The organism is Kitasatospora sp. NPDC059803 (assembly GCF_042732255.1).
In the GTDB taxonomy this organism is placed as follows: domain Bacteria; phylum Actinomycetota; class Actinomycetes; order Streptomycetales; family Streptomycetaceae; genus Kitasatospora.
Map to the genome: position 1 here is coordinate 1 of NZ_JBHWIJ010000266.1, position 12,343 is coordinate 12,343.

General features: G+C 74.9%; 12 protein-coding genes. 6 read left to right on the forward strand and 6 right to left on the reverse strand.

Translation table 11 applies throughout. The annotated features are described in order from the left end of the window. Positions 1 to 38: 38 nt before the first annotated feature. Both ACFV6I_RS31070 and ACFV6I_RS31075 read right to left on the reverse strand, forming a co-directional pair. On the reverse strand, positions 39 to 1,121 hold the full coding sequence (locus ACFV6I_RS31070; protein WP_380428880.1) for a hypothetical protein: 1,083 nt from the start codon (positions 1,119 to 1,121) through the stop codon (positions 39 to 41). Positions 1,122 to 1,273: 152 nt separating this feature from the next. After that, positions 1,274 to 1,744, reverse strand: coding sequence for a DUF1348 family protein (locus ACFV6I_RS31075; RefSeq protein ID WP_380339394.1), 471 nt, complete (start codon positions 1,742 to 1,744; stop codon positions 1,274 to 1,276). A 101-nt stretch (positions 1,745 to 1,845) separates the two neighbouring features. Between ACFV6I_RS31075 and ACFV6I_RS31080 the strand changes: the two genes are divergently transcribed. Continuing rightward, entirely contained in the window at positions 1,846 to 2,415 is a 570-nt protein-coding gene (locus ACFV6I_RS31080) for a TetR/AcrR family transcriptional regulator (RefSeq protein WP_380339397.1), read from the forward strand. Positions 2,416 to 2,430: 15 nt separating this feature from the next. Here ACFV6I_RS31080 and ACFV6I_RS31085 read toward each other — a convergent pair whose 3' ends face one another. Then, the gene (locus ACFV6I_RS31085) at positions 2,431 to 3,702 is read right to left on the reverse strand and encodes an ROK family protein (RefSeq protein ID WP_380428881.1); all 1,272 of its coding nucleotides are present in this window, start codon (positions 3,700 to 3,702) and stop codon (positions 2,431 to 2,433) included. A gap of 238 nt (positions 3,703 to 3,940) precedes the next feature. Next, entirely contained in the window at positions 3,941 to 4,810 is an 870-nt protein-coding gene (locus ACFV6I_RS31090; protein ID WP_063350568.1) for a chitosanase, read from the reverse strand. A gap of 436 nt (positions 4,811 to 5,246) precedes the next feature. Here ACFV6I_RS31090 and ACFV6I_RS31095 point away from each other — a divergent pair, with 436 nt between their 5' ends. Beyond that, the gene (locus tag ACFV6I_RS31095) at positions 5,247 to 6,086 is read left to right on the forward strand and encodes an HAD family hydrolase (RefSeq protein ID WP_380428883.1); all 840 of its coding nucleotides are present in this window, start codon (positions 5,247 to 5,249) and stop codon (positions 6,084 to 6,086) included. A 157-nt stretch (positions 6,087 to 6,243) separates the two neighbouring features. Here ACFV6I_RS31095 and ACFV6I_RS31100 read toward each other — a convergent pair whose 3' ends face one another. After that, complete coding sequence (locus tag ACFV6I_RS31100) at positions 6,244 to 7,440, reverse strand: alginate lyase family protein (RefSeq protein WP_380428885.1); 1,197 nt, start codon at positions 7,438 to 7,440, stop codon at positions 6,244 to 6,246. 188 nt (positions 7,441 to 7,628) lie between these two features. Here ACFV6I_RS31100 and ACFV6I_RS31105 point away from each other — a divergent pair, with 188 nt between their 5' ends. After that, positions 7,629 to 7,796 carry a hypothetical protein gene (locus ACFV6I_RS31105; RefSeq protein WP_159398569.1) on the forward strand — a complete coding sequence of 56 codons (168 nt, stop codon included), beginning with the start codon at positions 7,629 to 7,631 and terminating at the stop codon, positions 7,794 to 7,796. Positions 7,797 to 7,986: 190 nt separating this feature from the next. On the opposite strand, the gene ACFV6I_RS31110 is transcribed toward ACFV6I_RS31105, so the two are convergent. Continuing rightward, entirely contained in the window at positions 7,987 to 9,324 is a 1,338-nt protein-coding gene (locus tag ACFV6I_RS31110; RefSeq protein WP_380428887.1) for a DUF5685 family protein, read from the reverse strand. Between the two features lie 352 nt (positions 9,325 to 9,676). Here ACFV6I_RS31110 and ACFV6I_RS31115 point away from each other — a divergent pair, with 352 nt between their 5' ends. The 3 genes from ACFV6I_RS31115 to ACFV6I_RS31125 all read left to right on the forward strand — a co-directional run. Further along, the gene (locus ACFV6I_RS31115; RefSeq protein ID WP_063350572.1) at positions 9,677 to 10,240 is read left to right on the forward strand and encodes a helix-turn-helix domain-containing protein; all 564 of its coding nucleotides are present in this window, start codon (positions 9,677 to 9,679) and stop codon (positions 10,238 to 10,240) included. Further along, positions 10,237 to 11,715 carry an MFS transporter gene (locus tag ACFV6I_RS31120; RefSeq protein WP_380428888.1) on the forward strand — a complete coding sequence of 493 codons (1,479 nt, stop codon included), beginning with the start codon at positions 10,237 to 10,239 and terminating at the stop codon, positions 11,713 to 11,715. The genes ACFV6I_RS31115 and ACFV6I_RS31120 overlap by 4 nt, the downstream gene beginning before the upstream one ends. Positions 11,716 to 11,753: 38 nt before the next feature. Beyond that, positions 11,754 to 12,343 (forward strand): alpha/beta fold hydrolase (locus ACFV6I_RS31125; protein ID WP_380428890.1); only part of this gene is annotated, 590 nt, incomplete at its 3' end.

The window sequence follows — 12,343 nt, forward strand, 5'->3', positions numbered from 1 at the left end:
CCCCTCCGCCGGCAGCTGCTCACGTTGTTCCGGGGGCCTCACGGCCGGAAGGCGGGGAGGCCCTTGACGGTGGAGACCGGGGCCGGGGCGGCGGAGCCGTCGGCGGGGAGGGTGCTGACGCCGTCGGGGGTACGGGCCGCGATGGTCCTGCCGTCGGGGGACCACGCGGGTTCGGTGTAGTCGGTGGCGGCGGCGGGGGTGAGGTCCTTCTCGTCCTTCTGGTCGATCCGGCTGGAGCGGGTGAACAGGTGGTCGTGCCCGTCGACGGAGCGGACGAAGACGACGTGCTCGCCGTCGGGGGAGAGGGCCGGCTGGGAGCCCTGGCCCAGGTCGCGGGTGGCGGGGCGGATGTAGTCGTCGTAGAGGTAGACCTCGCCGGCGGGGGTGTTGGCGTAGACGATCTCGCCGTGTTGGCCGCCGGCGTCGGCCCAGGTGTTGCCGGTCTGCGGCGGCTGCGGCATGTTCGCGTTGCCGTCCAGGGAGGTGTGCGGGGTGAGCACCTCGGGGGTGCCGCCGACGACCTTGGTGGGGATCTTCTCCAGGCGCAGGACGCCGCCCTTGGCGGCGGCGAAGACGATGGTGTCGAAGCGTTCGGCGGATTCGGGGAGGTCGCTGGGGCCCTGCGCGGCGTGCTGCCAGGTCGGGTGGGACCAGGTCTCGCCGCCGGGGGCCGTGGCGAGGGTGACCTTCGCGCCGCCGTCGGGGTCGGCGACGACGAGGTCGCCGTTGCCGTTGATGAAGGCCGCCCGCTTGCCGTCGGGGGACCAGGCGAGGTCGCGGACGACGGTGCCGAAGTCGACGGTGGTGCCGTTCATCGCGACGGCCCGGGTGCCGGTGCTGACGGTCAGGTGGTTGGCGGCGCTGGTGCCGTTGACCTCCTTGGTGCCCGGCGCGGGGGTGCTCGGCACGGGGGTGCCCGGTGCGGGGTTGCTCGGTGCGGGGGTGCTCGGGTGGGCGGAGCCGCCCGGGGCCGGGGCCCCCGGAGCGGTGGCGCCGGGCGCCGCGCTGCCGGGGGCGGCGGTGTCCGATCCGGCGTTGTCGGGGCCGCAGGCGGAGAGCAGGACGGCGCCGACGGTGGTCATCACGGCGAGCGCGGCGGTGGTGCCGAATCTGTTGCGCACGGGCATTTCCAGGTCCCCCCTCGGGTGCGGTTCGCGTTCGAGGAGCAGCATCCCAGGGGGAGTTCAGCGGCCGGTGCGAGCCGTGTCACGGTCGTGGAACAACGGCCGCCCCGGCCTGCCGTGCCGTGCCGGGACCGGATTCTGGCGCCGGGTCAGAGCCCGAGGGCGGTGAGGCCGGGGTGGTCGTCGGGGCGCCGGCCGAGCGGCCAGTGGAAGAGGCGTTCGGCGGCGGCGATCGGCAGGTCGTTGATGGCGGCGTGGCGGTGCGCCATCAGGCCGTCGCGGTCGAACTCCCAGTTCTCGTTGCCGTAGGAGCGGTACCACTGGCCGGAGTCGTCGTGCCACTCGTAGGCGAAGCGGACGGCGATGCGGTCGCCGTCGTGCGCCCACAGCTCCTTGACGAGGCGGTAGTCGAGTTCGCGGTGCCACTTGCGGGTGAGGAAGTCGGCGATCCGCTCGCGTCCGGTGAGGAACTCGGTGCGGTTGCGCCACCGGCTGTCGGGTGTGTAGGCGAGGGCGACGCGGTGGGGGTCGCGGGTGTTCCAGGCGTCTTCGGCGGCGCGGACCTTCCGTCGGGCGGTCTCCGGGGTGAACGGGGGCAGGGGAGGGCGCTGTTCGGTCACGGGGTCTCCTCGGGCATGGCGGAGCCGACGGTGAGAACGGTCGTTCTCGCTGTAGCGGCTACCCTAGGAGAACCATCGTTCTCACGCAAAGGGCACGGCAGATGGACCAGCACGACCCGCGGGGCCTGATCCTCGACGCGGCCGAGGAGCTGTTCTACGGTCAGGGCATCCAGGCGGTCGGCATGGACGCCGTCCGGGCGGCCTCCGGCCTGACGATGCGCCGGCTCTACCAGCAGTTCCCGTCCAAGGACGACCTGGTCGAGGCGTACCTGCGACGCCGGGACGGGCGCTGGCGGGCGAACCTCGCCGCCTACGTGGCCGGCGCCGCCACGCTGCCGCGCGACCAACTGCTCGCCGTCTTCGACTGGCTCGGCCGCTGGTTCGCCGAACCCGACTTCCGTGGCTGCGCGTTCGTCAACTCCTTCGGCGAGCTGGGCGCCGTCTCACCGGCGGTCACGGCGGCCGCCCGGCAGCACAAGGAGGAGTTCAACGCCTACCTCGCCTGCCTGGCCGAGGCCGCCGGCGCCCCGCCCGCCACCGCCGCCCAGCTGGCGCTGCTCGCCGAGGGGGCGATGACCACCGCCGCCGTGCACGGCGACCCGAGCGCCGCCGCCGACGCCAAGGCGGCCGCCCGCGTGCTGCTCGACGCCGCCCTGTCCGCCCGCGCCTGACGGACCGCGGGGCCGTCAGCCCGGGACGGGGGCCGTGCGCCGCTCGAAGACCTCGGGGCGGGCCGCCTCCAGGGCGGTGGCGACGGCGCCCAGCAGGACGGCGTCCTGGCCGAGGCGGCTCGGCTCCAGTCGGGGCCGCAGCGGGGAGCGCTCGTACAGGGCCTGCTCCAGCGGGCGCAGCAGCAGGTCGGCGCTGCGCCCGATGCCGCCGCCGAGGACGACCACGTCCGGGTCGAGCAGCGCGGCGACGACGGCGAGGACGTAGCCCAGGCGGTCCACCTCCTGCCGGACGGCCTCGACCGCGGCGGGCTCGCCGAGCCGGGCCCGGGTGAACACCTTCTCGGCGGTGAGCGGCCGCCGCATCCCGAGGTCGAGGGCGGTGCGCACCACGGCGTCGGCGGAGACGGTCTCCTCCAGGGTGGTGCCGGTGCCGGTGGTCGCAGTGGCAGTGGCAGTGGCGGAGGCGCAGCCCGGCAGTCGCAGCAGCCCGAGTTCCCCGGCCGCGCCGTGCGCCCCCGTCAGCAGTTCGCCGTCCTTGACCACGCCCAGGCCGAGTCCGGTGCCGACCAGCAGGTAGACGAAGAGCCGGCTGCCCGCGCCCGCGCCGTAGGTGTACTCGCCGACGGCGGCGAGGTTGGCGTCGTTGGCGACGGTGACGGTGGTGCCCAGGCCGTCGGCTATTCGGTCGAACAGGCCGGGGCGGCCCCAGCCGGGCAGGCTGGCGGCGAGCCTGACGCTGCGTCTGCGCTCGTCCCAGACCCCGGGCGTGCCGGCCACGGTGTGGGCGACGGCGGTGCCGGGCAGGCCCGCCTCGGCGAGGGCCTCGCGGGCGGCCGCGACGACGGCGTCGGCGACGGCGTTGGCCGAGCGGCCGCGGTTGGGCAGGTCGCGGCGGGCGACGACGCATCCGGACAGGTCGGCGACGGCGACCCGCAGCCGGGCCCGGCCGATGTCGAGCCCGAGGACGTGCCCGGCGGCCGGGTCGGTCTCGTACAGGACGGCGGTGCGGCCGCGCTCGGGGGCGAACCTGCCGGCCTCGCGGGCGAGTCCGGCGAGTTCGAGGGTGGCCAGTGCGGTGGAGACGGTCGGCTTGGACAGCCCGGTGTCGCGGGCTAGTTGGGCCCGGGAGAGCGGGCCGTGGCAGCGCAGCCGCTCCAGCAGGAGCCACTCGTTGTTGCTCCGGAGCCGCTGCCGGTTCCACGGCTGTTGTCCAGGCCCTGACAGTAGAGCGAGGGCGACGGGCTGCGGCGCCCCGTCCGTGGCCGTAGTCCGTCCTGCTGTGCTCATTCGGTCGATCGTAGGGCACCCGTCAGCCGACGAACGAGGACGGACGGTGAGAGTACGGACGGGCGGAGCGGAAGCGCGGACCGCCGGTGGCGGCGGAGAGTCCCGGCTCCCTGCTGCCACCGGCGGTCGGATCGCCCGGCGCGGCCGCGCCCCGCCGGGTCGGGGCGTCGGGGAGGGCCTCGCCGGGCCGGGGTCCGGTCCCACACACCGGACCCCGGGCTCGACGGGTGCGGGTCGGTCAGTCGATGGTGTAGCCGGAGCCGAAGGCGGTGACGCTGAGCGGGCCGTCCAGGTTGTAGTTGCCGGTGGCGGCGATCCGGCGCAGGCACTCGACCCGGTCGACGGACTTCCTCCATTCGTCGGCGGTGGAGGAGTTGGCCGGGTTGGTGAGGTCGTCGACGCGGACGTCGAAGAAGGCGTTCAGCCAAGCGCTCTCGCCGGCGCCGGACGGCGAGCCGACCTTGGCGTTGGTACGGCCGATGAGGGCGGGCAGGGCGTCGTACTCGCTGCCGTTGCCGTGCTGGATGGAGGCGTCGTACAGCTCGGCGCGGGCGAGGGCGGTGGTGAGGCCGAGCTGGTCGGCCTGGTTCATGGCGGGGGTGAAGTAGCGCTGGTCGACCTGGTCGTCCTGGACCTGCCGGAAGGTGGCGTCCTGGGCGGCCTGCTTCCAGGCGGCGACGTAGTCGCTCTCGGGCAGGCCGCTGGTGTCGCCGCTGCCGGCGGCGGCCAGGCGCTCCAGCTCGGGGATGAAGCGGGCGAGCGGGTTGTCGGGGGAGACGGCGGTGTAGGCGCGGACGACCTTGAGCGCGTCGCCGTCGTTGGTGGTGAAGCCGGCGCGGCCGGCGGTGACGCCGCGGCCGTCGTTGATGTTCTCGGCGTAGCCGTACTGGAGTTCGGTGGTGCTGTTCTCGAAGATGCTGATCAGCTGGTCGGCCCGGCGGTGCTGATCGGGGGTCAGGCCGCCTGCGGACGCCCGCTGCACGGCCGCGGCGGTCGCCCGGGCGGGGGCGGTGGACGCCGAGGCGGAGGTGGCGGCCCAGGCCGCACCGGCGACCAGGGCGGCTGCCGCGGTGGCGGCGGCGAGGCGTCGGGTTCGGGAAACTCGCATGGGTGTGCTCCGATCTCCGGGGGCGGTGCCGCCGGAGGCAGTGGGGGATGGCGCGCCGGTCGAACGGGGGCGCTGTGGGGGCAGGAGAGCGAGCTCGCGGCAGCAGAGTACGGTCTGCGGCCGACGGCGGTCTATAAGGTAAGGAAAGTTTCCTAATAAAATTGCTTGGGTCTCGGAGACGGTGCTCGGTCGTCGCCGAACGGGCCGCGCCGGTGATACCGTCCGAGCGTCTGGCGACCGTCCGCCCGGCCACCGCCGGGCCCGGCCCGCGAGCTCCCTGCACCACCGAATCGGGCGCCCCACGCGCACGCACACGCCACGCACACGCCACGCACACGCCACGTGCGCACCGCCCGCGCCGTACGCGCGCGTACCGCACACGCCCCCGCGCCCGGCCGCTCCCACCGAAACCCCGACCAGCACGGAGCACCGACCCATGAGCCTCCCGAGCACCACCCCACCCACCGTCACCCCGATACGGCCGCCGCGCCTGGTGGCCACCGACCTCGACGGGACGATCGTGCGCGGCGACCGCACCGTCTCGGCCCGCACCGTCGCCGCGCTCGCCCGGGTCGAACGGGCCGGCGGGCTCGTCGTCCTGGTCACCGGCCGCCCGCCGCGCCTGATGGGCGAGATCGCGGCCGCCTTCGGCCACCGGGGCGTGGCGATCTGCTCCAACGGCGCCTTCGGCTACGACATGCGCACCCGCGCGGTGATCGCCGAGAACCCGATCCCGGTCGACGTGCTCGGCGAGAGCGCCCGGCGGCTGCGCGAGGCCGTGCCGGGGATCGGGCTGGCCGTCGAGTACGCCCAGGAGCTGGCCGGGGACGCGCACTACGAGGCGGGCGCCTGGGACGCCGACACCACCGTGCAACGCCTCGACGACGCACGGTTGTTCGGCCGCCCGGCGCCCAAGCTGATCGGCCGTCACCCGGAGCTGTCCGCGGACGAGCTGCTGGAGCTGGCCCGCCCGGTGCTCGGAGAGCTGGTGACGGTCTACCACGCGAACGGCGAGCGGCTGGTCGAGGCCGTCGCGAAGGGCGTCAGCAAGGCCTCCGCGCTCGGCGACCTGGCGCGGCGGCGCGGGATCACCCGCGAGCAGGCGGTCGCGTTCGGCGACATGCCCAACGACCTGCCGATGATGGCCTGGGCGGGCACCTCGTACGGTGTCGCCAACGCCCACCCGGAGGTGCTGGCCATGGTGGACCACGTCATCGGCAGCAACGACGAGGACGGGGTGGCCACCGTCCTGGAGGGCCTGTTCCCCGAGGGGTGAGCCGCGCGCGGAACGGGCGTTCCCGGGAACGCCTGTTCCTGGAAGGCCTGTTCCTGGAAGGCCTTTTCCCGGAACGGACGCTCCCGGGAAGTGCGCGGCCGAAACGGCGGCTCCGGGCGGGGTGCACTCCCGGAACCGCCGCTTCCCGCCCGCGTCGTCAGGGCGCGCTGGTGTGGGTCAGGGTCTCCCAGCCGATGAAGTGGTCGGCCCCGAACGGGCTGTGCGCGGCCACGTACCGCCCGGTCTGCGGCATCGCCACGCCCTCGCGCAGGTGGTACTCGTTGTACGCGAGCTGGACGGCCGGGCCGAGACCGGTCTTCGGCGAGCCGTCGCAGAGCCAGTTCGGAACTTTCGCGCCGTTCTCGTACGCGGTGTGGAACTCCAGGGCCTTGACCAGCCGTTCGCGCCCCTCGCCCCACAGGTCGAGGCCCTGGAGCCGGGCGGTCTCGGCGGTCTGGGCGGCGGCCTCCAGACCCCAGCCGGTGTGCCCGAAGTCGCGGCAGGTCTCCTGCGACAGCCCGTCCACGAAGGTCGACTGGCCGGACCAGTACTTCACCAGCGCGGTCTTGCCCTCGATCCCGGCTTTGGGCGGCGGCACCGGCAGGGCGCCGTCGGAGGACAGGTAGACGTAGGCGGGCAGGCGCTTGCGCCACATTCCTGCCGCCTGGTCGAACAGGCCGCGGTCGTCGAGGAAGACCGCGATGCCCATCAGGGCGTCGGTCTCGATCAGCTCCCAGTTGCCGTTCTTGCGCGGGCTGCCGGGCGACAGCAGCGGCACGTAGACGGTGCGCAGCATGGTGGCGAAGCGGTCGATCGAGGCGGTCGGCCAGCCCGCTCCGGAGTGGCGGATCAACTCGGCGGCCCGGGACCAGTTGTTGCCCGACCAGCCGGTCTGCAGCGGGGCGTTGCTGTTGGTGTGCTCCTGGATCACGGCCGACCAGGCGTCCATGATCTCGATCGCCTTGTCGGCGTACCGCTGGTCGTGGGTGAGCACCCACTGCAGGGCGTGGGCGTAGGCGGCCATCGCGTCGTTGCGCTCGTCCGAACAGCCGTTGTCGGGGTGGGAGCGGGACCCGCACTCGACGTTCGCGCGCGGCCGGGGCCGCCAGTCCAGCGAGGCGTACGTGCTCGACCGGAGGTCGGCGAAGGCGGACGTCCAGGGTTCGGCCCCGGCCGCCAGCTTGCCCTTGAGGAAGGCGAGTTGCTGGTCGCCGACCAGCACGCCGGGGTGCCGGAAGGCGGCCCGGGCGCCGTGCGCGGCGGGTGCGGCGGCCCCGGCGGGTGCGGAGGTGAGCGGGAGCAGGGCGGCGAGTGCCGCCGCGGCGATCAGTGTCCTGGTGCGGCTACGGCCCATGGGGAGCTGGTCCTCTCGCGGGGGGAGGCGGTCGAGCGCTGATGCCATGTTAGGAAAGTTGCCTAACATGAGAAGTGAACCACCAACCCCCGCGCGCGCCAAGAGGACCGGCTCCGTTCACCGCCGCACCCGTAGGCGTGCGTTCCGCATTTATCGCCTGTTGATCGTCGGGGCGTAACGTCGGACTCATGAACGAGATAACGGCCGAGTGGCCGGGGGCGGCGCCCGAGGGGCGGATGACGGAGCAGGACACCGAGCGGTTCCGGGAGTTGCTGGCGCGCTTGGAGAACTCGCTGGCGGCGGACCGGACGGCGGACCGGGCGAGGCGCCGGGCGGCGGCCGGGTCCGATGCCTGACGGGCCGGAGCGGCGCCCGGTGGTGGTGCTGCCGCTCTGGCGGCGCGGCGAGCCGTACAGGCCGGCGGACCGGCCCGGGGTGCCGCGGGGGCGCTCCGGGCCGGTGGCGGTCGATCAGGTGACGGCGTCGCCGCTGCCGCCTCTGCCGCCGGCGGCGCGGTGGAATCCGGACCGCTGACGGTACGGCACGTCAGCAGCTGCAGTCACAGCAGTCGCAGCCGTCACAACAGCTGCAACCGTCGCAGCCATCGCAACCGTTGCAGCAGTTGCAAGGATCACAGCAGTCGCCGCAGTCGCAGTCGTGCCGCTGGCACCAGCCCTCCCGGCGCTCCCGGCTGAACGGGTCGTTGTGGTCGCAGCAGAGCAACTGGCAGGTGCAGGCCATCAGCGCCCACACCGCGCAGCCGGCCAGCAGGTTGCGCGGTCGCGGCGGCTTGGCGCCGATCGGGGTGAAGCCGGGGCCCTGGGGCACCCACGGCGGGAGCGGGGTCTGGCCGGGATCCTGACCGGGGGTCTGCCCGGGCGGCGCCTGGCGCGGCGGCGCGTCGTGCGGGTGCTCCCCGGCGGCGGCGTGCGGGTGCCCGCCGGTCGTTGCGTGCGCGGATCCGTCGGGGGCGGACCCGTCGGCGACGGGTCCGGCGTTCCGGGTGCGGCAGGCGGCCGCGTGGGCGGCCGGGCCGAAGACCCGCTCGACGGCCCGCTCGGTCTCGTGCGCGAGCAGCAGGTGCACCAGGGCCCGGTCGGTCAGTTCGACCTCGCGCAGCGCGAGCCGGATGCCGTGGACGGCGTCGCGGCACAGGCGTTCGGCCTCGGCGCGGTCGGTGCCGGTGGCGGTCAGCGGGTTCCAGGCGCCGCCGGCGGCGTCGGCGGCCTGGTCCTCGGCGGCGTCGAGGAGGTGGGCGAGCCGGCCGAAGAGCCGGCCGGCCTCGGCGAGCGGGGCGGCGTTGCCGGGGCGCCCGGCGAGGACGGCGGTGTGCGCGAACGCGGCCGAGGTGGCGGTCTCGGTGGGCTCGGTGACCAGCAGGACGGAACCGCCGGGCGGCAGTGACCGCTCCAACTCGCCCTGCCGGGAGGCGGCTTCGAGCAGCACGCCGGTGTCGAAGCCGACCGCCGAGGCGCTGCCGGCACTCTTCCGGTCCCACCGCCGGGTGACCGCGCGGGCCCCGACGGCGACCGGGCGGCGGCCGAACACGCCGTCACGGTCCTCGACGTGGTCGCGGATCTTGACCGAGGCGAGGGCGAGCGAGACGGCGGCGGCGAGCCGGGCGCCCTCGCCCCGGGCGACGGAGGCGGTGCGCATGCCGCGCAGCGGGCAGGGCCCGGCGGTGCGCCGCCAGGAGGCGTCCTCGCGGGCGGCCTGGGCCTCGACCAGGACCGAGATGATCAGGCCGTCGTAGTTGGTGGCGGTGCGGGCGAGTTGGCCGTGGTCGTCGCGCAGCGCGAGGCAGAGCCCGCACAGGTGCGCCAGCCACGATGCCTGAAGCCGTTCGGACAGCCGGTGCTTGCACGGTCTGATGATGCCGAACATGATTCCCCCTCGCCGGTGGGCCGCTGACCAGCCCTGATCCGCCGAACATCATATGATCACCGCCCCTCCCGGGCCGAGGGGTCGGAGGAGCCGAGGAGCCGAAGCCGAGGAGCCGAGGAGCCGAAGCCGAGGAGCCGAGGAGCCGAAGCCGAGGAGCCGAAGCCGAGGAGCCGAGGAGTCGAAGGGGCGGAGGAGCCGGAGGAACGGGAGAGGGCGCGAGGAGCGCAGGGGCGCGCAGTCGAACGCAGCGCGCAGTCCCGGCCGAGTCCACGCCGCCCGCCCTTCCCCACGCCCCGCCCGCAGCGTCCCGCGCCCCTGGGAGTGATCTCATATCCGGGATAGCATCGCGAATATGGGAATCGAGACGGCCGCCGACGAGCGGCTCGCCAACCGGCTCGCCGAATTGAGACTGGAACGGGGCTGGACGCTGGAGGAACTGGCCCGGCTGGCGGACGTCAGCCGCTCCACGCTGTCGCGCGTCGAACGGGCCGAAGTCAGCCCGACCGCCGCGCTGCTCGGGCGGCTCTGCGCCGTCTACGGGCGGACCATGTCCCGGCTGCTCGCCGAGGTCGAGTCGGCGCCGGCCCGGCTGGTGCGGGCCGCGGACCAGCGGATCTGGCGGGACGAGACCACCGGCTTCGTCCGCCGCTCCGTCTCCCCGCCGCACGGCTCGCTGCGCGCCGAGATCGTCGAGGGCCGGCTGCCCGCCGGCGCCGACATCGCCTACGACCGCCCCTGCGTGGCGGACCTGGAACACCACCTGTGGGTGTTCGAGGGGGTGTTGGAGCTCACCGTCGACGGCGAGCGGCACCTGCTCGGCCCCGGCGACTGCCTGCGCTACGTCTCCGGGACCAGCCGCTTCCGCGCCCCCGGCCCGGACGACGCCCGGTACGCCCTGGTGGTGGTGGAACCGTGAGGCGACCGAAGACCCGGATAGCCGCCGCGCCCCGCGAGCGCTTCGACGCCGCCGGGCGCCGCGTCCTGCTGGTCTGCGTCGCCGGCGGCTTCACCACGCTGCTCGACCAGTCCGTCCTCAACACCTCCATCCCGGCCCTGCGCGAGAGCCTGCACGCCCAGCCCGCCCACCTCCAGTGGATCGTCGCCGGCTACTCGCTCGCCTTCGGCCTGGCGCTGATCCCCGGCGGGCGGCTGGGCGACGTCAGGGGCCGCAAGTGGCTCTTCGTCACCGGCCTCGCCCTGTTCACCCTGGTCAGCCTGGTCTCGGCGACCGCCACCGCGCCCGAGGTGCTGATCGCCGCCCGGCTGCTCCAGGGCGTGGGCGCCGGGCTCGTCAACTCGCAGATGATCGGCACCCTCCAGGACGTGTTCGACGGCCAGCTGCGGGCCCGCGCCCTCGGCATGTACGCCGTCACGGGCGGCCTGGCCTTCGCGCTCGGCCCGCCGATCGGCGGCGCGGTCCTGGCGGCGGCCGGCCCCGAGCACGGCTGGCGGCTGACCTTCCTGCTCAACGTGCCGTTCGGACTGGCCACCGTCGCGCTGGCAGTGCGTCACCTGCCCAGGCCGCGCCCGAGTGCCCGGCACGCCGACCTCGACCTGGTCGGCCTGCTGCTGGTCGCCGCGCTCACCCTCGCCCTGATGCTGCCGTTCGTCCAACCGCCCGGCTGGACCGGCTGGTTGGCCTTCGCCGCCGTCGCCGTCCTGCTGCTCGGCGCGCTCGCCTGGTGGCAGCGCCGCTACGCTCGCTCCGGCGGCCACCCGCTGATCCACCCGGCACTCACCCGCTCCGCGCCGTACGCGCTCGGCACCGTGACCGCGATGGCCCAGTTCGGCTCCTCGCTCGCCGCCGGACTGGTGCTCACCATGTTCCTCCAGGACGGCCTCGGGCTCTCCCCGATGGGCGCCGCACTCGTTGCGCTGCCCTCGGCGGTGGCCATGGGCGTCGCCTCCGCGCTGGCCTGGCGGGTGGTGCAGCGCTTCGGGCGGCGCACCGTCACCGCGGGCATGACCGGCTCCGCCCTGGTCATGCTGGCGAGCGGACTGGTCGCGCACTGGGCGCCCGCCGCCGTCCTGCCCTGGCTGCTGGCGCTGCTGCAACTGTTCGGCGGCGCCTCGATCGGCGTGATGGGCGCCACCAACCAGGCGTACGTGCTGCGCCACGCGCCCGCCGAGGCGGCCGGGGTGAGCGGGGCCATCCTGCAGATGGCGCAGCGGATCGCGGCGGCGGTCGCGGTCTCGGCGCTGTCCGGCGTCTACCTGCGGCAGACCGCCGGGGGCGGCGACCACCGCTCCGCCTACCTGGCCACCAGCGTGGTGTGCGCGGCGGTCGCCGCCCTCGCCGTCCTGGCCTCGGTGTTCGCCGGCCGGCGCGCGGCCCGGGAGGCGGCCGGCGAGCCCGTCGCGGTGAGCCGTGGGCGAACAGCGGTCCGCTGAGTTCTGTCCGGCGCAGGCCCGCAGTTACGGTGGCGGTCATGACCGAGAACCGGATCGTGGACCTGCCCGAGGTGGCGCTCGCCTACCGCGAGAGCGGCCCGCCGGACGGCCCGGCGCTGGTGCTGCTGCACGCCCTCGGGGAGCGCGCCACGGACTGGGACGTCGTCCTGCCCGGCCTCGCCCCCGGGCACCGCGTGTACGCGCTCGACCTGCGCGGCCACGGCGACAGCGGCCGCACCGCCCGGTACGGCCTGGAGGAGATGCGCGACGACGTGCTCGCCTTCCTCGACGCGCTCGGCCTGGCGCGGGTCGACCTGGTCGGCCACTCGATGGGCGGCGTGGTCGGCTACCTGGTCGCCCAGGCCCGGCCGGAGCGGATCGGCCGGCTGGTCCTGGAGGACATCCCGGCACCGCACCCGCGCCCGGCCGGCGCGGTGCCGGACGCGCCGGACGAGCCGGTGCACTTCGACTGGGCCGTGGTGAAGGCCGTCAAGACGCAGGTCGACACCCCCGACCCGGCCTGGCTGGCGGGGATGGCCGGGATCACCGCCCGCACCCTGGTGGTCGCGGGCGGGGGGCGGGGCGGCCGCCGGCCCCGAGGCGCCGACGACCCCCACCCCGGCGGGAC

Excerpts from the sequence above, each read along its gene's own strand:
- ACFV6I_RS31085 (WP_380428881.1), bottom strand. The coding sequence starts at position 3,702 with ATGAGCACAGCAGGACGGACTACGGCCACGGACGGGGCGCCGCAGCCC.
- ACFV6I_RS31110 (WP_380428887.1), bottom strand. The coding sequence starts at position 9,324 with ATGTTCGGCATCATCAGACCGTGCAAGCACCGGCTGTCCGAACGGCTT.
- ACFV6I_RS31100 (WP_380428885.1), bottom strand. The coding sequence starts at position 7,440 with ATGGGCCGTAGCCGCACCAGGACACTGATCGCCGCGGCGGCACTCGCC.
- ACFV6I_RS31095 (WP_380428883.1), top strand. The coding sequence starts at position 5,247 with ATGAGCCTCCCGAGCACCACCCCACCCACCGTCACCCCGATACGGCCG.
- ACFV6I_RS31090 (WP_063350568.1), bottom strand. The coding sequence starts at position 4,810 with ATGCGAGTTTCCCGAACCCGACGCCTCGCCGCCGCCACCGCGGCAGCC.
- ACFV6I_RS31080 (WP_380339397.1), top strand. The coding sequence starts at position 1,846 with ATGGACCAGCACGACCCGCGGGGCCTGATCCTCGACGCGGCCGAGGAG.
- ACFV6I_RS31105 (WP_159398569.1), top strand. The coding sequence starts at position 7,629 with ATGAACGAGATAACGGCCGAGTGGCCGGGGGCGGCGCCCGAGGGGCGG.
- ACFV6I_RS31115 (WP_063350572.1), top strand. The coding sequence starts at position 9,677 with ATGGGAATCGAGACGGCCGCCGACGAGCGGCTCGCCAACCGGCTCGCC.